Source organism: Stenotrophomonas maltophilia (assembly GCF_001274595.1).
GTDB classification, from domain to species: Bacteria; Pseudomonadota; Gammaproteobacteria; order Xanthomonadales; family Xanthomonadaceae; genus Stenotrophomonas; species Stenotrophomonas forensis.
The window spans coordinates 640946-666371 of sequence record NZ_CP011010.1 but is presented as its reverse complement, the minus strand read 5'-3'; the positions used below and the strand labels follow the sequence as shown (position 1 = coordinate 666371).

Here is a 25426-nt window from a genome sequence, read left to right as displayed (position 1 = left end):
CGATTTCGATGGAGAGTCATCCACGCATCGCGTGGATCTACGTGTCGACCAAGGTCGACACCTACCCACGGCCGCAGGAATCTGTCAGAGGTGGGGCGGTGTCGGATTGCGGGGTGTCCGCGGCATGGATGCCGCGGCCAAGCCCCCAGGGATGGGTTTACGGCGTCCCCGCAATCCGACACCGCCCCGCCATCCCTCAGTAGCCCCGCTGTTGCTGTTGCTGTTGCTGTTGCTGTTGCCTTGGCCTCTGCGGGTGCCGGGCGCCGCCCGGCCGTAAACCCCTTACTTCTTCGCGCGCGGCTGGTTCAGCGGCTCCATCGCCCGGAAGCGCTGGCTGTACTCGTCGGTCAGGTTGCGCGATTCCTGGGCGTTGCGGACGATGGTCGGGGTCAGCAGCACGATCACTTCCGAACGACGGCTGGTGCGGGTCTTCTGCCCGAACAACGCACCGACCACCGGGATCTTGCTCAGGCCCGGGATGCCGCTGCTGCCATCGGTGGCCGAATCGGTGATCAGGCCGGCCAGCATGATGGTGTCGCCGCTCTGCACCGCCGCTTCGGTGGACAGCTTCTTGGTCGAGATGCGCGGGTTGCAGTTGCGCTCGGTCGGATTGCAGGTCTCCGGCACATCCGAGGCACTGCTGACTTCCTGCACGATGTCCAGGAACACCGTGCCATCACGGGTCACCCGCGGGCGCACCTTGAGGATCACGCCGGTATCGATGTACTGCACCGAGCTATAGCTGCTGGTGCCCACGCCGGTGTTCACCGTGGTGGTGTTGATCGGCACCTTGTCGCCGACATTGAGCGTGGCCTCGGCGTTGTTGCGCACGAACACCGAAGGCGTCTGCAGCAGGCGCACATCGGTGACCTTGTCCAGCGCGCTCACCACCGCCGCGCCGTTGTGGCCGGTGAATGCCCAGCCGAGACCATCGGCGCCGGTCACCGCGCCCGCGAAACTGCTCCAGGAACCGCCTGCGGCGGCCGGCAGGGTCACGCCGCCCAATGCGCCGGTCAGCTTCTGCCCGAGCACCGCATTGTCGAAGAACCAGTTGACGCCGTACTTCAGGTCGCCGGTCAGCGCGACCTCGGCCACCTGCGCTTCGATGTGCACCTGCAGCGGCATCACGTCCAGCTTCTCGATCACTTCGCGGATCGAGCGCCAGGCCTGCGGGGTCGAGCGCACCAGCAGGGTGTTGGTTTCCTCCACCGCCGACACGCCCACGCGGTCGCCTTCCACTTCCAGGCTGACGCTAACATTGCCGGACTGGCGCTGCGGCAGGTTCATGCTGCCGTTGTTGCTGCCCCCGGTGCTGCTGCCGGAGGTCGAGCCGAAGTTGCTGCTGCCGTTGCTGCTGTCCATGCCACGGTCGCCGTCGCTGCCCAGCTGCGACGGAATCGCGCCGGGTGCCAACGATGCCGGGCTGGAGCCGCCGCGGTTGCCGCTGCTGGCGAAGGCTTCACCGAGACGTTCGGCCAGGTCGCGCGCCTTGATGTAGCGCAGTTCGTAGGAGAACAGGCGGGCGCTGCCACCGGCGGTGTCGATGCGGTCCAGCCACTGCTGGATCTGATCCAGGTAGCGCACCTGCGGGGTGATCACCAGCACGGCATTGGCATTCTCCAGCGGCAGGAAGCGGAACATGCCCGCGCTGGGGGTCTTGCTCTCCTCGCCGAACACCTTTTCCAGGTCGGCGGCGACCTGCTCGGCCTTGCCCGACTGGATCGGGAACACGCCCACCGACATGCCCGACAGCCAGTCGACGTCGAAGATCTCGACGGTGCGCATGTAGTTTTCCAGCTCGGCACGGGTACCGCCGAGCGTGATCACGTTGCGGCCGCTGTCGACGTTGACGATGGCGTTGGGCCGCGCATACGGCTCCAGCACCTTCTTCATCTCGCTGGCGGAGATGAACTGCAGCGGGATCACCCGCACTTCAAAGCCGCGCGCGCTGGCCGCCGGCGCGGTGCTGGGCGCAACGGTTCCGGCCAGGGCCTGGTCGGCGGCGACGATGTTGTAGCGGCCGCCGCTGTACACCATGCGCGCGTTGTTCCAGCCCAGCACCATTTCCAGCAGGTTCAATGCCTGTGCCGGCGACACCGGCTTGGGCGTGGCCAGCGTGACCGTGCCCTGCACCCCCGGTGCGATCACGTAGTTCTGGCCCAGCATGTCACCCAGGATGGCCTTGACCACCGCATGCACCGACTCGCCTTCGAAGTTGAAGGTCGCCTCGCCGGTACTGGCCCCGTGCAGTGCCGGTGCCGGTGCGCGTGCCGCTTCGCGGTTGATCATGGTGCCGGTGCCGCGACGGATCACCGCCTGCGGGGCCCCCTGGGCATCACGGGCGGCATCGGCGGCGACCTCCGCGGCCTGTCCGGCCTCGGTGGTGGATGTCAGGTTGCCCTTGCGCTGCACATGCGGCGCGGACACGGTGCTGCAGCCGACCAGCAGCGCGAGGGCAAAGGACCAGGGAAGAAAACGCAGGCTCATGCATTCACTCTATCGGTTGGTGCCATCGCCTGGGGGCGGCGACGGTTGTTGCTGCTGTTGTTGCTGCAGCTGGCGGCGACGGGCCTGGATGCGTTCGCGGATGGCCTGCATCTGCGCTTCGCTGGGGCCGTTGTTGTTGGCAGGCGGTGTAGCGGCCGCTGGCGGCACGCTGCCGGCCGGTTGCGGCTGTGGCTGCGCACTTGCCGCAGCAGGCGGCGGCGCGGGCGGGGCACCGGCCGGCGGCGGTACCACGATCGCACCGGCCGGCGGCGCACCGTTGGCGCCACGCAGTACGGTGGGTGGTTCACCGCCCTGGCCATTGAACACGGCCAGCTCCAGTACCTGGCTGCCACCGGGGCCGATCACCGTGGCCCGGCGCGGTTCCAGCGCCACCAGCTGCCAGCCATCCACCGCATCGCCGTTGAGGCGCAGCCGCACCGAGCGGTTCTGTTCGGTGGTGAAGGTGGCCATGCTGAAATTGCCGGTCATCAGCACGCCGGTCAGGCGCAGGGCCGCGCTGGCGGCTGGTTCGCTGCCACCGAGCAGGTAGGGCCGCGGCCTGCGGTCTTCGGCGAACAGCGGGCGTTCGCCGATCGCGCTGTAGCTGTCTGCGCTGGCCATGCGCTCGGCGGCCAGGGCTGGCAGCGCCGGCAACGACGGCGCTGCATCCGCATCGCCGTCGGCGCCCGGCAACTGGCTGCCGAGGCCGAAGCCGGTGGCCAGCCAGACCGCCGCCGCCCAACCCGCCAACGCCAGCAGGAAGCCGGTGCGCAGGCTGATCTGCTCAAGTTTCATCGGCCACCTCCTGCCCCTCGGCCGCCGCCGGGGCGGGCGCCGCGGCCGCCGGGGACGGCTGCGGCTGCGCGGCCGGTTCGGTCGCCGGGGTCGCCGGGGTCGGCGTGGCCGCATCGGTCGCCGCACCCGGCAACAGATAGCCCGCCAGTTCGAATGACACATCCAACCCCAGGCCGGATTCATTCGGTGACTGCTGGAAGCGCTGCGCGATCAGGTTGAGGTTGTCGACGAACAGGCGCGGGCTGCCGGTCTCCAGGCTGTGCAGCACCGTGGCCAGTTCGGCGACGCCACAGCGCAGGCGCACCTGCATGGCGACGCGCACGAACTCGGCATCGCGCCGGTTGTCGGTCAGCGGCGTACGGTTGCTGATGGTGCAGCTGCGGTTGCCCGGGCTGGCCATCGCCACCGCATCCTGCAGCTTCGCGCCCAGCGCGGCAGCGGCGGCTTCGGCGGTGGCTTCATGCAGGAAACCGGGGCGCTGCTGCAACGCTTCGCGGGTGGCGCGCAGGCGCTGTTCGATCTGCGGCTGCTGCTGCAGCTGCGCCTGCACGCGCGCTTCGCGCTCGCGCAGCGCCGCGACATCAGCATCGATCTCGCGCAGGGGCTGGGTGAACCACGGGTGCACCAGCAACAGGTAGGCCAGGCCCAGCACTGCCAGCAGCAGTGCCAGTGCCAGCCAGCGGTCACGGCGTGCGCTTGGCATCGGCATCGGCCGCCTCCCGGGTCGGGGCAGCCGCCGGCAACGGCTGCAGTTCCGCGGTCATGGTGAAACGATCACGGCCACTGGCAGCGCCGTCGGCCTGCAATACACCGGTCAGATTGACCTTGCGCCACTGCGGTGCGTCCTGCAGCAGCTGCACCAGCTGCGAGGCTTCGCGGCTGAGCCCGATCAGCTGCAGGTTGTTGTTCTCGATGGCGAGCTTTTCCAGATAGGTGCCCTCCGGCAGGCGCCGGGTCAACTCGGTCCAGATGTCGACCGTGCCAGCACGCTGGCTGCGCTGCTTTTCCAGGAACGCGGCACCGTCGATCAGCGCCTGCAGCTGCGCGCGCTCACTGGCTACGCTGCGCGCACTGCGCGCGCTGCGTTCCACCTGGGCACGCAGTTCGTCGGCCGCTGCGCGTCGGTTGTCCAGCAGTTGCAGGCCGGCAAGCACCAGCATCACCACGGCAGCCACACCCAGCAGCAGGTTCCAGCGCCGCATCGGATCGGCCTGCAGCTGGCGCTGCGCGGGCGGCAGCAGGTTCACCTGCAGCGTGTTGCCCTGCGCGTCGATGGCATCTACACCGGCCAACGCATCGGCCCAGGGGCCCACGCTGCCGCGCCAGGCGTCCAGCTGGCGCAGCGGCCAGGCCACCAGTTCGACCTGCAGCTGGCCCTCGCCTGCCGCTCCGAGCTCGCGCACGTCATAGCTGACCTGGCTGGATTCGAACGGCGTCTGGCGGTCGATCTCGAAGCCGACCACCGCACGCAGGCGGTCGGCGGCGGCGGCCGGCAACCGCAGATGGCGACGCAGCACATCGCTGGCAGGCAGCAGCCACACGCGCGGCAGGCTGCGCAGGCGTGCTTCCAGGACCCGGTCCAGCTCGGCCGGCGACAGTGGCCACGGCAGCCGCGCCACGGACTCTCGGCGCTCACCGGCCTCGCGCCAGACCTGCAGCTGGTCGCCCTCACGCTGCAGCAGCAGGCGTGCCTGCGCCCAACCCAGCGCCCACTGCCAACGAACCGGTACCCATGCCAGCAACGACTGCCGCCACCAGCGCAGGAAACGGCCGGCGCCAGGACCGATCCGGCCCTGCACCTGTCGCAGACTGTCCTGCCACGCCGTCATCTTGCTGTCATTCCCTGCTCCCAGCGAAGCACTGTGTAGGTCCGCCCGGGAACCCCGCCCGAGCCGTTGCGTACCACTGCCTGCAGCACTGAGCGGCGTCCACTGCCGTCGGTGACACGGGACTCGATACTATAGGTGCCACTGCTGCTGGCAAGCGTTGACGCACCCGCAGCGGAATCGGCGTCACGCTCCTGCTGGGCGCGCTGGGCCAGCAGGGTGTCCGCATCCAGGCCCAATGCGGTCAGCACCGGCGCGCTGGCAAACTGCGGATCCGGCCGCGACTGGCGGCTGTACAGGGTCAGGTGCGGAAGCATGGCCCGGTACAGCGGACCGCGCATGCCCAGCACCCGCTGCAGCTCGCCCAGGGTCTCGAAACGTCTGTTGCGCGGGCCGTAAGGCAGCCCCGCCGCGGCGTAGTCGGGCGCCTCGGCGCCGCCGCCGGGCTGCAGCAGGCTGTCTTCGTCACGCCAGTCGACGATGGCCCCGGCCAGCTGCCGGGCACTGCCGTCTTCCTCGCCCAGCGCCTTCAGGAACGCCTCCAGCAGTGCCACGTCGGCCAGGTTCAGATTGATCTTGCCGTTCTCGTCGAGCACCGTGATCTCGATGTTGGCGTCATCGAACTGCCAGCGGTACGTGCGGCCGTCGGCGCGCCAGGGTGCCCGCTGCGGGTCGGCGGACAGGCGCATCAGCGCATATTCCATGCCCGCGCGCGCGCGTTCCTGGCCCCGCGCGTCGCCATCGAGCACCTGCTGCTGCAGATGCTCGACGCGCGCGCTCAGTGCGAACGCACCCACCAGCGCCGTCATCAGCGCGATCAGCCACAGCACCAGCACCAGCGCCGCGCCCCGCACCCGGTTCATCGCGCACCTCCGCTGCCACCGGCGCGCGGCGCCACCACCAGCGCCGGCCAGGGCGTGCCCTTGGCCGGCACGATCTGGATCTCCACCAGCATCGGCAGGCGCCGCGTGTCGTCCCAGCGTGGCATCCAGTCGGTCACCTGGCCGGTGCTGGCATCGATGCCGCGGTAGCGCAGCTGCACCGACTTCAGGTTGTCCACCAGCACCTCCGGCGGACGCGGCGGGTTTTCGGCGATGTGCTCGCCTTCCTGCAGCAGCACCAGGTCCAGCAGCAGGCGCTGCTGGCCGCTGCGGCCTTCCACCTGCAGCGCGTGCAGGTAGGCACCGCCGCGGCCGAGGTAGCCCGGCAGATCGGCCGCGAACAGCATGCGCTGCTCTTCGCCCTGGAAGAAGATCGGCTCGCGGGTAGGGTCCGGCGCTTCCAGCGGCGTACGCAGCGCCGCGGACAGCTGCCGCCGCAACAGCGCTTCCACCGCACGCATGCGCTCGCTCTCGGCGGCGATCTGCTCGCCGCGCTGGCTGACCGCCATCGCCGAGCGCACGCTGGCGAACGCCAGCGCCAGGCCCCCGGCCAGCAGCACCGTCGCCAGCATCACTTCCACCAGGGTGAAGCCTGCGGCGCCGCGCTTCATCGCGCGTTCTCCAGGTCCGGCGGCAACAGGCGCAGGCTGCGCCAACGAAGCTGCTCGCGTTCGCTGTCGCCCCAGCGCACCTGCAGCTGCAGTTCGGCCAGCCACGGCATTCCCGGTGCCTGCGTTTGCGCCTGGTTGCCGGCTCGCGGCTCCACCCACGGCTGCACCTGCAGTTCCCAGTGGTAGCGCCCCTGCTCCCAGTCACCCTGCTGGCTGCCGACCTGCAACGGCGAGGCCACGCCGGCTTCGGCCAGCAGCGACTGCGCATGCAGCACCGCACGCGTACGCACCTTGGCCTCGCGTACCTGCTTCGCACCACCGGAGAGACTTCCCAGCAGCAGGGTCAGCGCCAACCCGAGCAGGGCGAAGGCGATGATCACTTCCAGCAAGGTGAAGCCACGTGCGCTGCGCTTCATTGTTCGCGCCAGGGGCCGGAACGGACTTCGCCGGTCAACCAGCCGACATCGATGCGCCATTCGGCGGCGTCGCGCTGCAGGCGGATGCGGCCGCCGCTGGAACCACCATCCGGATGGAACTCGATCACGCCCTGCCCCGGCGCCGTGGCCAGCTGCGCGGCGCCTTCGAACTGCACCTGCAGCTGTGGCGGCACTTCACCCACACGCTGGTTGGCGCCTTCCCAGCGACGTCGCGCCGGTTCGATGACGAAGCGCTGCGGCTCGCCGCGGGCGATCGCCTGCGCGCGCACCATGCGCAGCTGGTTGGCGATGTCCTTGCCGGCGCTGCGCAGCTGCATGCCTGAAAAACCCCGCGACAGCCCGGCGGCGGTGATCAGCCCGATGGCCGCGATCAGCGCGATCACCAGCAGCATTTCCAGCAGCGACAGTCCCGCCGCGCGCCTGCCGTGCAGGCGCGGGCGTGGCAGCCGGCGCGGCAGGAAATACGTCATGCAGGATCAGGGCTGGTAGCGGATGTCGGCGTCGACGCTGCTGCCGCCGGCCTTGCCGTCCTTGCCCAGGCTGACCAGTTCGTAGGGCTGGCCTTCGCCCGGCGCGCGGTATTCCAGCGCATGGCCCCACGGGTCGTTCAGGTCGGCCGGCTTGGCATACGGCCCCAGCCAGCCGCCGATGCCGGCCGGTGCGGTCACCAGGTCGTTGAGCGATCCCGGCAGCTTGCCGGTGTCGATCTGGTAATTGTCGATCTTGGACGCGACGGTCTGCACCTGGGCCTTGGCGATGTTGGCCTTGCCGCGATCGGCGCCGCCGAGCACGCGGCTGGCGACCAGGGTCAGCACCGCGCCGATCAGCACGATGACGATGATGATTTCCAGCAGGCTCATGCCCGACTGGTTGCGCGCGGCAGTGAAGGAAAGGCGGATCGGTCGACGGGAAGCAATCATGGTCGGTCCTTTCGGTTGCGGAGTGTCGGGGTTGCGTAGGGATCCATCGTCAACCGATGGCATTGGTCAGGTCATACAGCGGCACCAGCACCGCCACGATCACCGCACCGACCACCGAGGCCAGCACCAGGGTGATCGCCGGCACCATCGCCGCCAGCAGCCGGTCGATGCGCCGGGCGCTGTCCTGTTCAAACGTATCGGCGGCCTTCAGCAGCATGCTATCGAGCGCACCGGATTCCTCGCCGACCTGGATCATCTGCAGGGCCAGGCGCGGGAAGCGCTTGCCGCGTGACAGCGCCAGCGACAGGCCGGCACCATTCTTCACTTCATCGGCCGCCGCTTCGACATCGGCGGCCAGCGCACGGTTGCCCAGCACGTTGCGGGCGATGCCCAGCGCACCCAGCAGCGGCACGCCATTGCGCAGCAGCGTGCCCAGCGTGCGCGCAAGCCGTGCGGTTTCCAGTTCACCCAGCAGGCGGCCGATGCCGCGCCGCTTCAGCAGCCAGCCATCCAAGGCCAAGCGGAAGGCCGGTTGCCGTGCCTTGCGTTCGAAGAACAGCGCGAGCACGGCCGGCACCACCAGCAGCAGCACCCACCAGTCGCGCACGAACAAGCCCAGTTGCAGCACCGCGTTGGTGAACCACGGCAGCGCCACGTCCAGGCTTTCGTACATCTGCGCGAACTGCGGCACCACGTAACCGAGCAGGAACAGCAGCGCGCCGCCCACCACCACCAGCAGGATCGCCGGATAGACCAGCGCATTGATCACCTTGCCCTGCAGCGCGCGGCTGCGTTCCAGGTAATCGGCCAGGCGTTGCAGGGTTTCATGCAGGCTGCCGCCGGCTTCGCCGGCACGCACCATGTTCACGTACAGGCGCGAAAACAGGCCGTGCTGGCGTTCCAGCGCGGTGGACAGCGGCGCACCGCCGCGCACCACGTCGCGGATGTCGGTGATGGCGCGACGCGAACGTTCATCCTCGGGCAACCCCAGCAGGATCGACAGCGCGCGGTCCAGCGGCTGGCCGGCACCGAGCAGGGTCGCCAGCTGCTGGGTGAACTGCAGCAGCGCGGCGCCCTGCAGCGGGCGCTGGCGCAGCAGGTTGCGCCAGCTGCTGCCACCGATCGCGCCACCATCGGCCAACTGCGTTTCCATCGGCAGGTGGCCCTGGTCCTGCAGGCGCGCGACCAGTTCGGCCTCGCTGGCCGCTTCCATCTGCCCGTCGAAGATCTCGCCGTGCGGATTGAGTGCCCTGTAGCGATAGGTCGGCATGTCAGCCCCGGCGTCCTGCGCGCATCAGCTTTCCTCGGTCACGCGCAGCACTTCCTCGATGGTGGTCTGCCCGCTCAGCGCCTTGGACAGGCCATCTTCGTACATGGTGCGCATGCCGGCTTCGCGCGCGATGCGCTCGATCTCGCCCATGCCGTCACGGCGCATCACCGCACGCCGCAGCGCATCGTTCATCACCAGGAATTCCATGATGGTGGTGCGGCCGAGGTAACCGGTCGGCGCCAGCGCCGAGGGCCTGGGGCGGAACAGGTGGATCGGGCCTTCGGGCTGCAGGCGGCGCAGCTCGAAGCGTTCGATCTCTTCCGGCGAGGCTGCGTAGCGCTCGGCGTGGGTCGGCTCCAGCCGGCGCACCAGGCGCTGGGCGAGAATGCCGTTGATGGTGGAGGTGAGCAGGTAGTCTTCCACGCCCATGTCGAGCAGGCGGGTGATGCCGCCGGCCGCATTGTTGGTGTGCAGGGTGGACAGCACCAGGTGGCCGGTCAGCGCCGACTGGATGGCGATGCGCGCGGTTTCCAGATCGCGCATTTCGCCGATCATGATGATGTCCGGGTCCTGGCGCACGATGCTGCGCAGGGCGTTGGCGAAATCCAGGCCGATCTGCGGCTTGGCCTGGATCTGGTTGATGCCCTCGATCTGGTACTCCACCGGATCTTCGACGGTGATGATCTTGACGTCGGCGGTGTTGAGCTGGCTGAGCGCGGTGTACAGCGTGGTGGTCTTGCCTGAACCGGTCGGGCCGGTGACCAGCAGGATGCCGTGCGGTTGTTCCAGCACCTTGCGGAACTGCGGCAGGAAGGCATCGGTAAAGCCGAGCCGATGGAAATCGAATACCACCGTTTCACGGTCGAGCAGGCGCATCACCACGCTCTCGCCATGCGCGGTCGGTACGGTGCTTACGCGCAGGTCCAGTTCCTTGCCCTGCACGCGCAACATGATGCGGCCGTCCTGCGGCAGGCGGCGTTCGGCGATGTTGAGCCGGGCCATGATCTTGATGCGGCTGATCACCGCTGCGGTCAGGTTGGCCGGCGGGCTTTCGCCCTCCACCAGTACGCCATCGACGCGGTAACGCACCTTGAGCCGGCTTTCGAAGGGTTCGACGTGGATGTCCGAAGCACGCAGTTCCACCGCACGCTGGATCACCAGGTTGACCAGGCGGATCACCGGCGCTTCCGAGGCAAGATCGCGCAGGTGCTCGATGTCGTCGACCGCGCCGCCCTCGCCGTCGGCGGTTTCCACGATCGCGCCCATCGCACTGCGGCCCTGGCCGAACCAGCGTTCGACCAGATCGTCGATCTCCGCGCGCATGCCCAGCACCGGCGTCACCGGAACCCCCAGCGCCAGCTGCACGGCCTGCTGCGGGTAGGCGTCGTGGGCGTCGGCCAGCCACAGCCGGACGCCCTGTTCATTCAATTCCAGCGGGCATACGTGGAACTGCTTCAGGAAACGCAGCGACAGCGGCAGGCCGTCGGCCAGCGCCTGCGGCGGGGCTTCGGGTACCTGCTTGCCCTCCAGCAGCGGCAGGCCCAGCACCTCGGCGCTGGCCTGCGCCTGGTCGCGCTCGGAAACCAGCCCCAACCGCACCAGCAGGCCGAGCAGGCTGCCGCCGGCTTCGGCATGCAGCGGCCGCGCGCGCGCCAGGTCTCCTTCCTTGAGTCGGCCACGCGCCAGCAGCGCATCCAGGATGCGGCCTTCGGCGTCGTCGGTAACGGTTGCGGCGAGCGCGTTCACGTGACTCTCCTGTCAATCGCTCCGACTTTAGCAGTTAAGCCGTGATTTCCGCCGCCCCTCGGCCACCTTTCGTAAAAAGACGAAGCCCGTCACACAGGGTGACGGGCCTCGGCCATTCAACTACGTCGGCAGGTGTTTACTGCGTGGCAAGGATGCTCACGCCGTTGTAGGCCGCCTCGCCTACCACCTTGATGTAATAGGTGCCGGCGGCCGGTGCCGTCACCCGCACCGTTTCCGAGGTGCCCGGGCGGGTCGAACGCGCATCGTTGTCGGTGGCACTCGGCTCGCGGCCCTGCGCCAGGTAGACCGAGACGTTGCCGGTACCGCCGTAGGTGATCACGCTGAGCTGCTTGCCGGCCACGGCCTCGAAGCTGTACAGCCTGCTGCTGGCGGCAGCGCCGTTCAGGCCACCCACCGCCGCCTTGTTGGTCAAAGGCGTCGCCACTGGCCCGCAGTTTTCGGTGCACGGTTCTTCCAGTGCCTTGGCCAGCGCAGCCTTGGCGTCAAGGATGCCGGTACCGATCGGGGTCGCTGCCGGAATGGCGACCGGGAACGGACGCGCGGTTTCCTTCAGCAGGGTGCGCATCGCGGCCGGGGTCAGCGGATCCTTGCCCTTGGCGATCAGCGCGCTCTGCACCAGTGCGGCAACGGCTGCCACATGCGGCGAGGCCATCGAGGTACCGCCCATCCCCATGTAGCCCGGCGTGCCCGACTCCGGCGTGGTCGCTGCATTGGAACCGGTCTGCCAGATGTAGCCCCCCGGGTTGCCGTCGACACTGCCGCCGCCACCCGGACCGGACAGGTCCACGCGGGTGCCGTAGTTCGAGTAATAGGTGATGCCGCCGGTGATGCGGGTCGCGCCCACGGTCACCACGCCTTCGCAGCTGGCCGGCCGGTACTTGGATGCGTTGTCGGTCTCGTTGCCGGCGGCCACCACCACCGTGGTACCGCGCGAGATGGCGCCGTTGATCGCGTCCTGATAGGTGCTGCCGCAGGCGCCGCTGCCGCCCAGGCTCATGTTGATGATCTCGGCCGGGTTGGTGTTGGCCGGGATGCCCGATACGGTGCCGCCGGATGCCCACACCACGGCGTCGGCGATGTCGGACAGGTAACCGCCACACTTGCCCAGCACGCGCACCGGAAGCACCTTGGCCTTGTAGGCGACACCGGCCATGCCGACCCCGTTGTTGGTCTGCTCGGCCACGGTGCCGGCGACGTGCGTGCCGTGCCAGGAACTGTCCTCGGCCAGCGAGCCGTTGTAACACTCGTTATCGTTTTCGACCCAGTCGCCATAGTCCTGCGCACCGGGTACGCGATCATTGGTCGGGCGGCGCGAGGTCTCCGCGTCGCTGATGAAGTCGTAGCCTTCCAGCAGGTTGCCGACCAGGTCCGGATGCTGCGGCAGGATGCCGGTGTCGATCACCGCCACCACGATGCCCTCGCCCTGCGAAACGTCCCACGCCGCCGGTGCGTTGATGCCGCCGACCGCGTTGTGCAGGTGCCACTGGTTCTGCTGGTAGAAGGGATCGTTGGGCACCAGTGCCGGCTGCACGTCGCCGGCACGCAGCTCGGTGCGGCGCAGCTTCACGTCCGCTTCGGCGTACTGAACCGACGGGTCGGCCTGCAGTTCCTTCAGCACGCGCTGCAGTTCGGCCGGGGCCAGGCGGCCCTGTACGCGGATCAGGTCCGCGCCGGTGGCGAGCCTGCGCACCACCTGCGGGCCCAGCGTGCTGGCGCGGGAGGTGCCGCCGGACAGGCTGGCACGGGTCAGCGCCGACTGCACGGTGGACAGCTTGGCCGAGCGGTCGCTGGCGGCGGCAGCCCCGGCCCGGTACTTGACGATGATGCGCTCGGCCCCCGGTTGGGCGGTGCTGGCCTGGCGCACCGGCTCACGGGTCGGCAACCCGGCGGCGTGGACGGCACCGACGGCCGTCATCGACAGCACGGCGGCGGCAAGCACATTGATGCGAAGGTTCTGCTTCTTGATCACGTCGAAATTCCTCTTCTGGGTCATGGATCGAACCAACACTGCGGCCATCATTCCTTGACGACTCCCGGCCGGCCCAGCCGGGATTGCCGTGACCTCCCCCCAGGCCCTCACTGCAGGTGCTGCGCCGGCGTGGGTGGCCGCCGGCGCAATGGACGGGCTTACCAGCCGAAGCCGGCACCGACGCCGACCGAGCTGTCATCGCTGCTGAAAGCACCGCCGAAGGTGACCGTGGCGCGATCGCTGATCGCACGCTGGTAACCCAGCGACAATGCCGATTCGCCCCCCTGGAAGCCGATGCCGACACCGACCCGGTTCTGGGTGCGGATACCGGCGGCACTGGTGGCCATGTTGAGCATCGCGGCGCTCATCGCGCCCTGACGGTCGATGCGGCGGTCCATGTGACGCAGGCGCCCATCGATCTCGCCCTTGAACACATCGAAGCTGTCGGCGACGGCCTGGACGCGGCTGTCGGTGTAGCTGTTGGCGGTGGCCATGCCACGGTCGAGCTGGCCCTTGTTGACCGCGTCGGTGGCCGTGGTACCGGCCGCCACGTTGGTCACCTGGCGCTCGTTGCCTTCGCTGCCCACCGACACCGTGTTGGCGCGGTCGGCGACCGAGCCCTGGCCCAGCGCCACCGCGTTCGCTGCGCTGGCATTGGCCCCCTGGCCGATGGCGGTGGACGAGGCACCACTGGCAACGGCGCCGTCTCCCATGGCAACCGCATTGAAGCCGCTCGCCGGGGTACCCACCGGAATGCCGGCACCCGCCGCAGCCGCGGTCGGCGTGCCCTGCACACGCGCGGTGCTGGCCGGTGCTGCGTCCGCCGTCACCCGTGCGTCGGCGACGCTGGCCTGCGCACCGTCCTCCAGCGGCGCACTCATCGCGCGCAGGCTGGCGGTCCCGGCGCGTGTGCCACCGGCGGTGCGACGGTCGATTTCGCTGACCTTGCGATCCAGCGCGCCCAGTGCATCGCCGACATTGCTGTAGGTGGCGCCCTGGATCACGTAGTTCGGCGCCACGAACACCCCCTGCATGCCCACGCTGGCACCGCCACCGAGGAAGCTGGCGGCGTCGCTGAGCGACTGGAACAGCTGGCCACCATTGATGGCCTGGCGGCTGCCGGCAGCGATGCTGCCCGCGCCGACGTTGTCGATGGTGGTGCCCTGGAAGCCGGACAGGGTCAGGCGGTCACGGCTGGCATCGTCGTAGCTGACCGCGCTGGCTGCGGTGGTTTCGACCGTGGCGATGCGCGAATCGAAATCGCCCACGCGGGTCTCCACCGCACCGATACGCTGGTTGGTGACGTTGAGCTGCGAGCCGGTGATTGCGTCGGTGCTGCCTGCACCGATGCGGCCATCAGCCACGTTGACGATGCGGCGCGTCGCCGGGCCATCGGTGCCATTGCCGCCGCCGACCGAGACCACGTTGGCATCAAGTGCACGTGACCCTGCGCCCAGCGCCACCGAGTTGGCACCGGATGCACCGGCGCTGTTACCCAGTGCCAGCGCGCCATTGCCGATCGCCATCGCGTTGGCGCCCACGGCGTTGCTGCGTGCGCCGCTGGCACTGGCCGCCGAACCGATGGCAGTGGCCTCGCTGCCGCTGGCACTGGCGGTACCACTGCCGGTGGCCTTGAGGTAACGCGCGGTGCCGTCGGCGGTCGCCGCCACTGCATCGAGCTGGCCGCGGTTGACCGCATCGGTACGCTCGGTACCCGCAGCGACCCGGGTGATCTGGCGGTCGGTGCTGACACTGCCGACCGACACGGTGTTGGCACGATCGGCCACCGAGCCGGCACCCAGTGCGATGCTGCTGGCCGCCGTGGCGTTGGCACTGACACCCACCGCAGTGGCGTTCGCACCAGTGGCCTTGCTGCCGTAGCCGACCGCCGTACCGAGGCGACCGCTGGCTTCGGCATAGCTGCCCAGTGCCGAGGCGCCATCGGCCGACGCATTGGCGCGGAAGCCGCTGGCCTGCGACTGCGTGCCACTGGCCGTGGCCTGCGCACCGCTGGCGGTGCTGTAGGCGCCCTTGGCCTGGGCACCGGCACCGCTGGCACTGGCGCCGAGTTCGCTGGCGCTGGCACCACTGCCCACCGCCACGCTGTCCACACCACTGGCCTGTGCAGCATTGCCCAGCGCTGCGGCGTTGTTGCCGGCAGCCAGTGCATCGAAGCCGACTGCGGTGGCATTGGCGGCCATCGCGTTGGCACCGCTGCCCAGCGCGGTAGCGCCGTTGCCTATGGCGTTGGCTGCATTGCCGGCGGCCAGGGCGTTGTCACCGTCGACCAGCGCGCCGGCCTCGCCATCGGCATTGCCACTGGCCTGGAACTGGCGGCTGGTCTTGTCGGCGACCGTCGCCACTGCATCCAGCTGGCCCTTGTTCACCGCGTCGGTAGCTTCGGTGCCGGCGGCAACATGGGTCACCTGGCGTTCGCCACCGGCCTTGCCGACGGCAACGGTGTTGTCGCGGTCCGCCTTGGACCCCGCACCGAGAGCGACGCTGTTGCTGCCGTTGGCGGTGGCGTTGGCACCCAGTGCGGTGGCGCTGCTGCCCGCCGCCCACGAATTCCAGCCGATGGCGGTGGCGTAGTCTTCGGTGGCCCACGCACCTGCGCCGAATGCCGCAGCGCCAGTACCGCTGGCACGCGACGGGATCAGGCCGAAGAAGGTACTGCCGCCAATGGCGACGCTCTCCTCGCCACTGGCCTCGCTGGACTGGCCCACGGCCACCGCGCCGGTACCGGCCGCGGCCGCGCCGAAGCCGACCGCCGTGGTGTTGGCACCGCTGGCCGCCGATCCATAGCCGAGCGCGGTACCGAGGCGGCCGCTGGCTTCGGCATAGCCGCCGACAGCGGTGGTGCCATCAGCGGACGCGGCGCTGCGGAAGCCACTGGCCAGTGCCTGCGTGCCGCTGGCGTTGGACTCGGTGCCGGTTGCGGTGCTGTAGGCACCACTGGCCTGAGCACGTGCGCCGGTGGCGCTGGCACCCAGCTCGCTGGCGCTGGCGCCACTGCCCAGGGCCAGGCTGTCTTCACCGGTGGCCTGTGCGGTACTGCCCAGCGCCGCTGCGTTGTTGCCGGTGGCCAGCGCATCGATACCGACGGCCGTGGCATTGGCAGCCAGCGCATTGGCACCGCTGCCGAGTGCGGTGGCACCGTTGCCGATGGCATTGGCCGCATCACCGGCCGCCAGTGCGTTGTCGCCCTCGACCAGTGCGCCGGTTTCGCCATCGGCATTGCCGCTGGCCTGGAACTGCCTGCTGGTTTTTTCCGCAGCAGCGGCAACCGCATCGAGCTGGTTCTTGTTGACCGCGTCGTTGCCCTGCGTACCGTCGGCTACGTTGGTGATCTGGCGGGTGTTGCCGCCCCCGCCCACCGAAACGGTGTTGTCACGGTCTGCAATCGAGTCCGCACCCAGCGCCACGCTGTTGGCGCCGCGCGATTCGGCGGCGTTGCCCAACGCGGTGCTGTTGATGCCACCCGACCAGGCGCCACCACCCACCGCGGTGGAGTAGTTGCCCGAGGCCTCGGTGGCCAGCACACCGAACAACGAGCCACCGACGGCGACGCTGTTGGTACCGGTGGCCAGGCTGCCCTGGCCGGTGGCGGTGCTGTAAGCACCGGACGCTTCCGAATCGCCGCCCAGTGCCACGCTGTTGGAGCCGGAGGCATTGGCGAAGTTGCCGAACGCGGTGGCATTGAAGGCCGAAGCCTGCGCGTAGCCACCGATGGCGGTGCTGTAGCCACCGGTGGCCTCGGCGCCGATGCCGAATGCCGCCGATGCGGTACCGCTGGCCACGCTTTCGCTGCCCACGGCAGTTGCCGCATCGCCACTGGCATTGCTGAAGTAGCCCACGGCCACGGCTTCTTCGCCGGACGCTTCGGACAGCACACCGTTAGCCGTGCTGCCGGCGCCGCTGGCGATGCTGGCGGCACCGAAAGCGGCGCTCTGCTCGCCGCTGGCCTCGCTTTCCGCACCGTGCGCGGTGGCGTACTCGCCGGTGGCCTGTGCGTTGGCACCCACCGCGCTGGCGTTGGCCGCGGTCGCCAGTGCATTGAAGCCGAGTGCCTGTGCATTGTTGGCCAGTGCGTTGGCGCCGCTGCCCAGCGCGGTGGCGCCATTGCCGATGGCGTTGGCCGCATCGCCCGCCGCCAGCGCGTTGTCCCCCTCCACCAGCGCACCGGCCACATCGTCGCCGTTGCCGCTGGCCTGGAAGAAGCGGCTGGTGGTGCTGGCGGTGCTTGCCACCGCATCCAGCTGCGCCTTGTTCACTGCATCGGTGGCCTGCGTGCCAGCAGCCACGTTGGTGACCTGGCGTTCGTTGCCGGCGCTGCCGACCGACACCGTGCGTGCACGGTTGGCCACTGAACCTGCGCCCAGCGCGACGGCATTGCTGGCGCTGGCATTGCTGCCGGCGCCGAGCGCGATCGCGCTTTCACCACCGGCCACGGTGTTGGTGCCGATGGCGATGCTGTTGAGGCTGTTGCCCAGCGCCTGGAAGCCCAGCGCCACGCTGTTGTCGCCATAGCCGAAGGCGCCGCGCCCCACCGCAGTGGAACTGGCGCCGTTGGCCCAGCTGTTGTAACCGATGGAGGTTGCACCGCTGCCGCTGGCCCAGGCCGCGTTGCCGAAGGCCGAGGCGTTGGTGGCGGTGGCCCACGCGCCGGAGCCGAAGGCGCTGGCGCCACTGGCGGTTGCCCAACTGTAGCCGCCGACAGCGGTGCTGTCGTCGCTGCTGGCGAACGCACTGTCACCCACCGCCACCGCATAGGCGCCGGTCGCGCGCGACTTGCCGCCCGCGGCGAAGCTGTTGTCACCGCTGGCCCTGGCGGCACTTCCGAAGGCGTTGCTGGCGGCTCCGGTGGCCTGTGCACCGCTGCCGACCGCCGTACCGTCGGCAACGGCGGTGGTACCCACCTGCTGCGCCGTGCCGTCGGCACCGATGATCGGCTGGTTGTACTCGTCGTAGGCCTGGCCGAGGCCACCGATCGCCACGCCGCCCTTGCCGGTGGCGTTGCTGTTGCGGCCGACCGCCACGCTGTCATCACCGATCGCCGAGGCGGCAGCACCCTGTGCAACCGCGCCGGCACCGATCGCATTGCTCGACGAACCGGCAGCAACCGCGCCTTCACCTTCGGCCAGTGCGCCGGCATCGCTGCCCGCTTCCGGCTGCGCCTGGAAGAAGCGCGCGGTGCTGTCGGCGGTGCTGGCCACCGCGTCCAGCTGTGCCTTGTTCACCGCATCGGTGGCTTCGCTGCCGGCGGCAACGCTGGTGATCTGCCGTTCGTTGCCGGCACTGCCCACCGCCACGCTGTTGGCGCGCACCGCTTCGGAGTTCGCGCCGAGTGCAACACTGTTGGCGCCCCGCGCGGTGGCGTAGTAGCCCACCGCCGTGCTCTGCGCGCCGCTGGCCCAGGTCTGCGCACCGAGCGCGCTGGCGTTCTCGCCGGGTGCGTAGGCGAAGTAGCCGACCGCAGTCGCTTCGGCGCCGGAGGCTTCGGTCAGGCTGCCGTTGGCCACCGCGCGGTCGCCGCTGGCGATTGCGCCGGCACCGACCGCGGTTGCGGCTTCGCCACTGGCCTGGGTCTGCACGAAGAAGCCCAGGCCGGGAATCAGGTCGGCCGGGCCACCGATGGCCACGCTGCTGGTACCGGTGGCGTTGCTCTGCGTGCCCAGCGCGGTGGAGTAGTCACCGATGGCATTGGCGACCGCGCCGAACGCGGACGACTGCGCACCGGCGGCATACGCGCCCACGCCATAGGCCGACGCGGCGAAACCACCGGCATCGGCACTGGCGCCCACGGCGGTGCCACCGACACCGGCACTGGTGGCGCCGGTTTCCACCGGCACACCGCCACTGGTGATCAGCGGATTGCCATCGGCATCGACCGCAGCACCGCCAACGGCGACGCTGCCCGGGCCGTTGGCCTGCGCATTGTTGCCGAACGCCGCGCTGTTCTGGCCCGAGGCCAGTGCGTTGTTGCCGACGGCGGTGGCGTTCTGCGCGACGGCGGTGGCACCGGCACCCACGGCGGTGGCGCCCTTGCCGATCGCGTTGGCCGCTTCGCCTGCAGCCAGCGCCTCATCACCCTCGGCCAGCGCACCGGCATCGCTGTTGCTGCTACCGTTGGCCTGGAAGCGCTTGGCGGTGGCATCGGCCACGGCGGCCACGTCTTTCAGCTGGCCCACGTTGACGGCATCGGTGTCTTCAGTACCGGCAGCCACGCTGGTGATCTGCCGGGTCAGGCCATACTCGGCGGCGCCGACGGACACCGTATCGACACGGTCGGCCAGCGAACCGGCGCCCAGCGCCACGCTGCCGGTCGCCACCGCCGCCGAATTGGAGCCCAGCGCGGTGCTGTATTCACCCACGGCGGTGCTGAACGCGCCGACCGCAATCGACGCTTCGTTGGCGGCGGTCGCACCACGGCCCAGCGCGGTACTGCCCGGGCCCATCGCGACGGCACCGCCACCCACAGCGGTGGCACCATCAGCGGTGGCTTCAGACAACGCGCCGAGCGCGGTGGCCGCGCCGTTCTCGCTGGCCGCATAGGCACTGGCACCCACGGCGGTGTCGCCCAGGCCGAAGGCCGCAGCACTCTGCCCGACCACGACGCTGGCATCGCCAATGGCCAATGCGCCCTGGCCGAACGCGCTGGCGCCGATGCCGGCGGCGATGGCCTGGGTACCGATGGCAGTGGTGGCATTGGCCAGCGACTGCGCACCGGCACCGGCCGCCAATGCGCCCTGCCCGTCGATCTTCGCCGCGTCGCTGTCATCGCCTGCGCCGTCGGCCTTGAAATAGCGGCTGCCGTCTGCTGCAACGTCGGCAATCGCGGCCTGCGTGGCCCGTGCCTGCGCATCGAGCTGCGCCTTGTTCACCGCATCGGTCGCCTGGGCGCCCGCCGCGACGTTGGTAATCTGCCGTTCCTTGCCAGCATCACCGACGGACACGGTGTTGGCCCGCGTGGCCTTGGAACCGGAGCCCAGCGCCACGCTGTTGGCGGCACTGGCGTTGCTGTTGCTGCCAATCGCAACGGCGTTGCTGCCCTTGGCCGTAGCCGAGCCCTCGATCAGGCACTTTTCCAGCAGCTTCCCGCTGAAAGCGACGCAGGTGGCGCTGCCGCCGATCTGCACCGACTGTGCCGCGGCGGTGCCGCTCATGCCCAATCCCAATACCAGGCCCAGCGCCACTGCCAGCAATGCGGGCGTGGCTCGTGTCGCATCGCGGCGCTGGTTGACGACCCCACCGCTGCTGCTGTCGGAGGAGGCCAGTTCCGAAGCCACCACCCACTGACCCAATGCTTTGTTCCAGACCTTGCGATAAATCCGATTCATCGGTACGGCTCCTGATTGGACTGGTTTTGGGCAAAGCAACGCCACCGCTGGGCTTTCCGGCCCAACGTCCCCTGGGGGCGTTTATTCGCGTGATTTACTGCGGGGTATTGCCGAACGGCGCGCAGCGACAGAAAACCGAGCGCGTGCGCCAACCGGTTACTGCGAAATGAATGATTCTGTAACGGGCTTCAAGTGTTAACGGCAACTTTCCAGATCGTCAAGACTTTGACACGGCAAATCCTATTGCCGTGAAGCAGTTCACTATTTCACCTGTTTATAAAGCGATTTTGTTAGGTCTGGGTGACGAACCGCCGGCGCCCTGTAAACGCATGTAACTGATGGTTGCGGCAGGTATTTCTGCCCATCCAAAGAAAAACCCGACAGTCGCCTGCCGGGTTTTCCGTACCTCATCGCATTGTGGCGTGCGCGACGGTTGCGCCGTCAGCCGCACCACACCCGCGCGTTGCGGAACATGCGCATCCACGGCGAATCACCCTGCCATTCGGCCGGCGCCCAGCTCAGGTTGAGCGCGCGCGGGGTGCGCTCCGGGTGCGGCATCATGATGGTGACGCGGCCATCGCTGCTGGTCAGGCCGGTGATGCCGTCCGGCGAGCCGTTCGGGTTCAGCGGGTACTGGCTGGCAACGTTGCCGTGGCCATCGATGTAGCGAAGCGAGACACGGGCCGCGGCCTGGTCGACGGCGTTGTCGAACACCGCCTGGCCTTCGCCATGCGCCACCGCCACCTGCAGGCGCGAACCGGCCATGCCGCGCAACAGGATCGACGGCGACTCCACCACCTCCAGCAGCGCGGTGCGGGCTTCGAACTGCTCGCTGGCATTGCGGCGGAACTGCGGCCAGTGTTCGGCACCGGGGATGATGTTCTTCAGCTGGCTCATCATCTGGCAGCCGTTGCACACGCCCAGCGCGAAGCTGTCTTCGCGGGCGAAGAACGCGGCGAACGCATCACGCAGCGCGCTGCGCTCCAGGATCGAGGTCGCCCAGCCACGGCCGGCACCGAGCACGTCGCCATAGCTGAAGCCGCCGCAGGCGACCAGGCCGGTGAAGTCCTGCAGCGCCACGCGGCCTTCGATCAGGTCGCTCATATGCACGTCAAAGGCGCGGAAGCCGGCACGTTCGAAGATGTTGGCCATTTCGATCTGGCCGTTGACACCCTGTTCGCGCAGCACCGCCACGCGCGGACGTGCACCGGTACTGATGAACGGCGCGGCGACATCTTCGTTGAGGTCGAAGCTGAGCTTCGGCTTCAGGCCCGGCGCGTTGAAGGCGCGGGCGACTTCACGTTCGGCATCGGCGTTGGCCGGGTTGTCGCGGCGCTTCTGCATCGCGTGGGTGACCGACCACCAGGCGTCGAACAGCGCGTCCCAACGCCATTCGGCCAGGTTCTCGCCGCCCAGCGACACGCGCACCACCGGCGCGGTGGTCGGCTTGGCAATGCGCTGCGCGCATTCGGTCAGTGCGTGGCGCTCGACCAGATCGGCGAACGCGGCGCGGTCCTCGCGCGCGATCTGCACCACTGCGCCCAGTTCTTCATTGAACAGGCTGCGGAACGGATCATCGCCCCAGGCATCGAGGGTGATGTCCAGGCCCAGGCGCGAGGTGAAGGCCATTTCGCACAGCGCAGCGAAGGCACCACCGTCGCTGCGGTCGTGGTAGGCCAGCAGCAGGCCGGACTGGCGCGCATCGCGGATCAGTTCGAAGAAGCCACGCAGGCGCTGCGGATCGTCCAGGTCCGGGGCGGCACCGGCAAAGGCCGGCAGATCGCCGTGGTCGGCATGTACCTGGGCCAGGATCGAACCGCCCAGGCGCTGCTTGCCGGCACCGAGGCCGATCAGCCACAGCTCGCTCTCCACCTCACGGTCGAGCAGCGGGGTCAGCTGCTGGCGCACGTCGGCGACCGGCGCGAACGCCGAGATCACCAGCGACACCGGCGACACGCTCTTGTGTGCTTCGCCCTGGTCGTGCCACTGCGCCTGCATCGACAGCGAGTCCTTGCCCACCGGAATGCTGATGTCCAGCTGCGGGCACAGCTCCATGCCCACCGCCTTGACCGCGTCGTACAGCAGCGCGTCTTCGCCCGGGTGGCCGGCGGCGGCCATCCAGTTCGCCGACAGCTTGATCTCATCCAGTGCGTCGACCGGTGCCGCGCACAGGTTGGTCAGTGCTTCGCCCACCGCCATGCGCGCCGAAGCGGCCGCATCGAGCAGGGCCAGCGGGGTGCGCTCACCGATCGACATCGCTTCGCCGGACACGCCATCGAAGTCGGCCAGGGTGATCGCCACGTCGGCCACCGGCAGCTGCCACGGGCCGACCATCTGTTCGCGCGCGGTCAGGCCGCCGACGCTGCGGTCACCGATGGTGACCAGGAAGTTCTTCGAGGCCACGGTCGGGTGCGCCAGCACGCGCAGGCCGGCCTCGTGCAGGTCCAGGCCACCGGTCTTCAGCGCCGGCCAGCGCGGTGCCGGCGGGTGCGCGGTGTCGCGGTGCATCTTCGGCGGCTTGCCGAACAGGACGTCCATCGGCAGGTCGATCGGCGCATCGGCCGGGGTGTGGCCCGGCACCGCACCGTAGGCCACCACCAGGTGTTCCTCGGCGGTGGCCACGCCAACCGCAGCGAACGGGCAGCGCTCGCGCGCGCACAGCGCGGCGAATTCGGCCAGGCGCTCCTGGGCTACACCCAGCACGTAACGTTCCTGCGACTCGTTGCACCACAGCTGCATCGGCGACAGCGACGGATCATCGGTGGGCACCTTGCCCAGGTCGATGACGCCGCCGACCTTGGAGTCGTGCAGCAGTTCGGGAATGGCATTGGACAGGCCACCGGCGCCGACGTCGTGGAAGAACTTGATCGGGTTGTTGGCGCCCATCGCCACGCAGCGGTCGATGACCTCCTGGCAGCGGCGCTCCATTTCCGGGTTGTCGCGCTGCACGCTGGCAAAGTCCAGGTCCTCGGCGCTCTCGCCGGAGGCCACCGAACTGGCGGCGCCGCCGCCCAGGCCGATCAGCATCGCCGGGCCACCCAGCACGATGACCGCATCACCGGCCTGCAGCGGGATCTTCTCGACCTGGATGCGGTCGATGGCACCGAGGCCACCGGCCAGCATGATCGGCTTGTCGTAGGCGCGCACCAGGTCAGCACCTTCGGGCAGCTCGAAGCTGCGGAAGTAGCCGAGCAGGTTCGGGCGGCCGAATTCGTTGTTGAACGCGGCGCCGCCGAGCGGGCCGTCGGTCATGATTTCCAGTGCAGGTGCCATGCGCGGGTTCAGCGCGCGCGGCGCTTCCCACGGCTGCGGCAGCTCGGGAATGCGCAGGTGCGAGACCGAGAAACCGGACAGGCCGGCCTTCGGCTTGCCGCCGCGGCCGGTCGCACCTTCGTCGCGGATCTCGCCACCGTTACCGGTCGATGCGCCCGGGAACGGCGCGATCGCGGTCGGATGGTTGTGCGTTTCCACCTTGATCTGGAACGCGCTGGGCACCTGCGGCTCGCGCCGGTATTCGCCGCTGGCCGGATCCGGGCGGTAGCGCGAGGCCGGGTGGCCTTCGATCACCGCCGCATTGTCGCTGTACGCGCTGAGCGTGTGCTGCGGGGTCTGCTGGTGGGTGTTCTTGATCATCCGGAACAGCGAGCGGTCCTGTTCCTGGCCGTCGATGGTCCAGCTGGCGTTGAAGATCTTGTGGCGGCAGTGCTCGGAATTGGCCTGCGCGAACATCATCAGTTCGACGTCCGACGGCGAGCGACCCAGCGCGGTGAAGCGTTCGCGCAGGTAGTCGATCTCGTCCTGGGCCATGGCCAGGCCGAGGCGCTGGTTGGCGGCCTCCAGCTGGTCCACCGGCACGCGTTCCAGTTCACCGCGGGCCGGTGCTGAGAACAGCGCCTGGCCCTCTGCCACGGTCTCCAGCACCGACTGCGTCATCGGGTCGTGCAGCGCCTTGACCAGCGCCTGCTGGGCGGCGGCATCGGCCGGCCAGCCCTGCACGTCGATACGCAGGCCACGCTCGACCCGGCTGACCGGCTGGCCCGCACCGCGGACCAGTTCGGTGGCCTTGCTCGACCACGGCGACAGCGTGCCCAGGCGCGGCACCACGATGCGGCTGACCGCGCCATCGGCCACGGCCTCGGCCTGCGGCGCAGCTTCGAGGATGCGGCACAGGGTGGCCAGGTCGGGGGCGGCGCTGCCTTCGGGCTGCACGAAGTAGACGTGCCAGGCACCGCTGATGCGCAGGGAGGGAGCGATGGACTGCAGGCGGGATTCAAGACGTTCGCGGCGGAACGGCGACAGGGCGGGCGCGCCCTCGAGGACCATCATGTCCGGGGAACCGTAGTTGGGAAACGGGCCCGACATTGTACCGGAAGCGGGGGAAGGGCTCTGGCCGGGCGGCGCCCGGCACCCGCCGAAGCCAAGGCAACGGCAACAGCAACAGCAACGGCAACAGCAACTGCCAAAGCAAAAGCTGGGTTCCCGTGGGATGGCGGGGTGGGTCCGGTGGCGGGGGACGCCGTAAACCCCCAGACCGGCCCAGCCGCTGGCGGCTGTGCGTTCGGGCGCTTGCGAAGCAGTGCTTCGCAAGCAAAGCGCCCTCACCCCTGGGGGCTTGGCCGCGGCATCCATGCCGCGGACACCCCCGCCACCGGCCCCACCCCGCCTTCGACAGATTTCTGCGATCTGCAGTAGATCCACGCCATGCGTGGATGCCCTGCGGTAGTGCCGGCCGCTGGCCGGCAACCAGGGAACATCGGAAATCAGGCAATGAAGAGCGAAGCGACCGGCTTCTGCCTTTGATTTCTTGTTCTGCCTTTCGTGGCTGGCCGCGCAGGAACCTGTCAGGGGCCGGGTGGGTGGGCTGCGCAGGGGCGTGAGCCGCATGGATGCGGCGATCGAGCTTACATGGACGTACTTGCAGCGTCCCCTGCGCAGCCCACCCACCCGGCCAACCCCCAGAAACCCGCTTTCAGCGACCCACCCCAGCCACGAGGGGGCTCCGCCGATGGCCGCCGACCGCGCGCAGCGCCGCTCTCCAGCCGAATCCCCGAACCATGCACTCGCTCACGGATTGACCACACGATTGATGACAACGTTGTCCCCACCTGGCGCCGGACTCTCTC

Annotated in this window: 14 protein-coding genes; all 14 read right to left on the bottom strand. The window is 69.2% G+C overall.

The genetic code is table 11. The annotated features are described in order from the left end of the window. Positions 1–282: 282 nt before the first annotated feature. The 14 genes from gspD to purL all read right to left on the bottom strand — a co-directional run bounded on the left by gspD (position 283) and on the right by purL (position 24629). On the bottom strand, positions 283–2487 hold the full coding sequence (gene gspD / locus VN11_RS02940; RefSeq protein WP_053448761.1) for a type II secretion system secretin GspD: 2205 nt from the start codon (positions 2485–2487) through the stop codon (positions 283–285). A gap of 9 nt (positions 2488–2496) precedes the next feature. Beyond that, a complete protein-coding gene (locus VN11_RS02935) occupies positions 2497–3282 on the bottom strand; it encodes a hypothetical protein (RefSeq protein WP_053448760.1) in 786 nt (261 codons plus the stop codon). Next, complete coding sequence (gene gspM, locus VN11_RS02930) at positions 3272–3985, bottom strand: type II secretion system protein GspM (RefSeq protein ID WP_238581880.1); 714 nt, start codon at positions 3983–3985, stop codon at positions 3272–3274. The genes VN11_RS02935 and gspM overlap by 11 nt, the downstream gene beginning before the upstream one ends. Further along, the gene (locus VN11_RS02925) at positions 3966–5111 is read right to left on the bottom strand and encodes a PilN domain-containing protein (RefSeq protein ID WP_053448758.1); all 1146 of its coding nucleotides are present in this window, start codon (positions 5109–5111) and stop codon (positions 3966–3968) included. Before VN11_RS02925 ends, gspM begins: the two co-directional genes overlap by 20 nt. Next, positions 5108–5971, bottom strand: coding sequence for a general secretion pathway protein GspK (locus VN11_RS02920; protein WP_053448757.1), 864 nt, complete (start codon positions 5969–5971; stop codon positions 5108–5110). Before VN11_RS02920 ends, VN11_RS02925 begins: the two co-directional genes overlap by 4 nt. After that, positions 5968–6600 carry a type II secretion system protein J gene (locus VN11_RS02915; RefSeq protein ID WP_049456875.1) on the bottom strand — a complete coding sequence of 211 codons (633 nt, stop codon included), beginning with the start codon at positions 6598–6600 and terminating at the stop codon, positions 5968–5970. Before VN11_RS02915 ends, VN11_RS02920 begins: the two co-directional genes overlap by 4 nt. After that, the gene (gene xpsI, locus VN11_RS02910; protein WP_053448756.1) at positions 6597–7016 is read right to left on the bottom strand and encodes a type II secretion system protein XpsI; all 420 of its coding nucleotides are present in this window, start codon (positions 7014–7016) and stop codon (positions 6597–6599) included. Before xpsI ends, VN11_RS02915 begins: the two co-directional genes overlap by 4 nt. After that, a complete protein-coding gene (xpsH, locus tag VN11_RS02905; RefSeq protein WP_053448755.1) occupies positions 7013–7507 on the bottom strand; it encodes a type II secretion system protein XpsH in 495 nt (164 codons plus the stop codon). The genes xpsI and xpsH overlap by 4 nt, the downstream gene beginning before the upstream one ends. Positions 7508–7513: 6 nt before the next feature. Then, positions 7514–7957 (bottom strand): type II secretion system major pseudopilin GspG, encoded by a 444-nt coding sequence (gene gspG, locus VN11_RS02900; protein ID WP_053448754.1) that lies wholly within the window; start codon positions 7955–7957, stop codon positions 7514–7516. A 49-nt stretch (positions 7958–8006) separates the two neighbouring features. Next, positions 8007–9227 (bottom strand): type II secretion system protein XpsF, encoded by a 1221-nt coding sequence (gene xpsF, locus VN11_RS02895; RefSeq protein ID WP_053448753.1) that lies wholly within the window; start codon positions 9225–9227, stop codon positions 8007–8009. 24 nt (positions 9228–9251) lie between these two features. Continuing rightward, positions 9252–10973 carry a type II secretion system ATPase GspE gene (gspE, locus tag VN11_RS02890; RefSeq protein ID WP_053448752.1) on the bottom strand — a complete coding sequence of 574 codons (1722 nt, stop codon included), beginning with the start codon at positions 10971–10973 and terminating at the stop codon, positions 9252–9254. Positions 10974–11109: 136 nt separating this feature from the next. Then, positions 11110–12963 carry a S8 family peptidase gene (locus VN11_RS02885; RefSeq protein ID WP_053451238.1) on the bottom strand — a complete coding sequence of 618 codons (1854 nt, stop codon included), beginning with the start codon at positions 12961–12963 and terminating at the stop codon, positions 11110–11112. Positions 12964–13121: 158 nt separating this feature from the next. Further along, entirely contained in the window at positions 13122–20303 is a 7182-nt protein-coding gene (locus VN11_RS02880; RefSeq protein ID WP_053448751.1) for an ESPR-type extended signal peptide-containing protein, read from the bottom strand. 441 nt (positions 20304–20744) lie between these two features. Continuing rightward, positions 20745–24629, bottom strand: coding sequence for a phosphoribosylformylglycinamidine synthase (gene purL, locus VN11_RS02875; RefSeq protein ID WP_148564923.1), 3885 nt, complete (start codon positions 24627–24629; stop codon positions 20745–20747). Positions 24630–25426: the final 797 nt, after the last annotated feature.

Coding starts and splice junctions, on each gene's coding strand:
- gspD (WP_053448761.1), bottom strand. CDS start 2,487: ATGAGCCTGCGTTTTCTTCCCTGGTCCTTTGCCCTCGCGCTGCTGGTC.
- VN11_RS02935 (WP_053448760.1), bottom strand. CDS start 3,282: ATGAAACTTGAGCAGATCAGCCTGCGCACCGGCTTCCTGCTGGCGTTG.
- gspM (WP_238581880.1), bottom strand. CDS start 3,985: ATGCCAAGCGCACGCCGTGACCGCTGGCTGGCACTGGCACTGCTGCTG.
- VN11_RS02925 (WP_053448758.1), bottom strand. CDS start 5,111: ATGACGGCGTGGCAGGACAGTCTGCGACAGGTGCAGGGCCGGATCGGT.
- VN11_RS02920 (WP_053448757.1), bottom strand. CDS start 5,971: ATGAACCGGGTGCGGGGCGCGGCGCTGGTGCTGGTGCTGTGGCTGATC.
- VN11_RS02915 (WP_049456875.1), bottom strand. CDS start 6,600: ATGAAGCGCGGCGCCGCAGGCTTCACCCTGGTGGAAGTGATGCTGGCG.
- xpsI (WP_053448756.1), bottom strand. CDS start 7,016: ATGAAGCGCAGCGCACGTGGCTTCACCTTGCTGGAAGTGATCATCGCC.
- xpsH (WP_053448755.1), bottom strand. CDS start 7,507: ATGACGTATTTCCTGCCGCGCCGGCTGCCACGCCCGCGCCTGCACGGC.
- gspG (WP_053448754.1), bottom strand. CDS start 7,957: ATGATTGCTTCCCGTCGACCGATCCGCCTTTCCTTCACTGCCGCGCGC.
- xpsF (WP_053448753.1), bottom strand. CDS start 9,227: ATGCCGACCTATCGCTACAGGGCACTCAATCCGCACGGCGAGATCTTC.
- VN11_RS02880 (WP_053448751.1), bottom strand. CDS start 20,303: ATGAATCGGATTTATCGCAAGGTCTGGAACAAAGCATTGGGTCAGTGG.
- purL (WP_148564923.1), bottom strand. CDS start 24,629: ATGATGGTCCTCGAGGGCGCGCCCGCCCTGTCGCCGTTCCGCCGCGAA.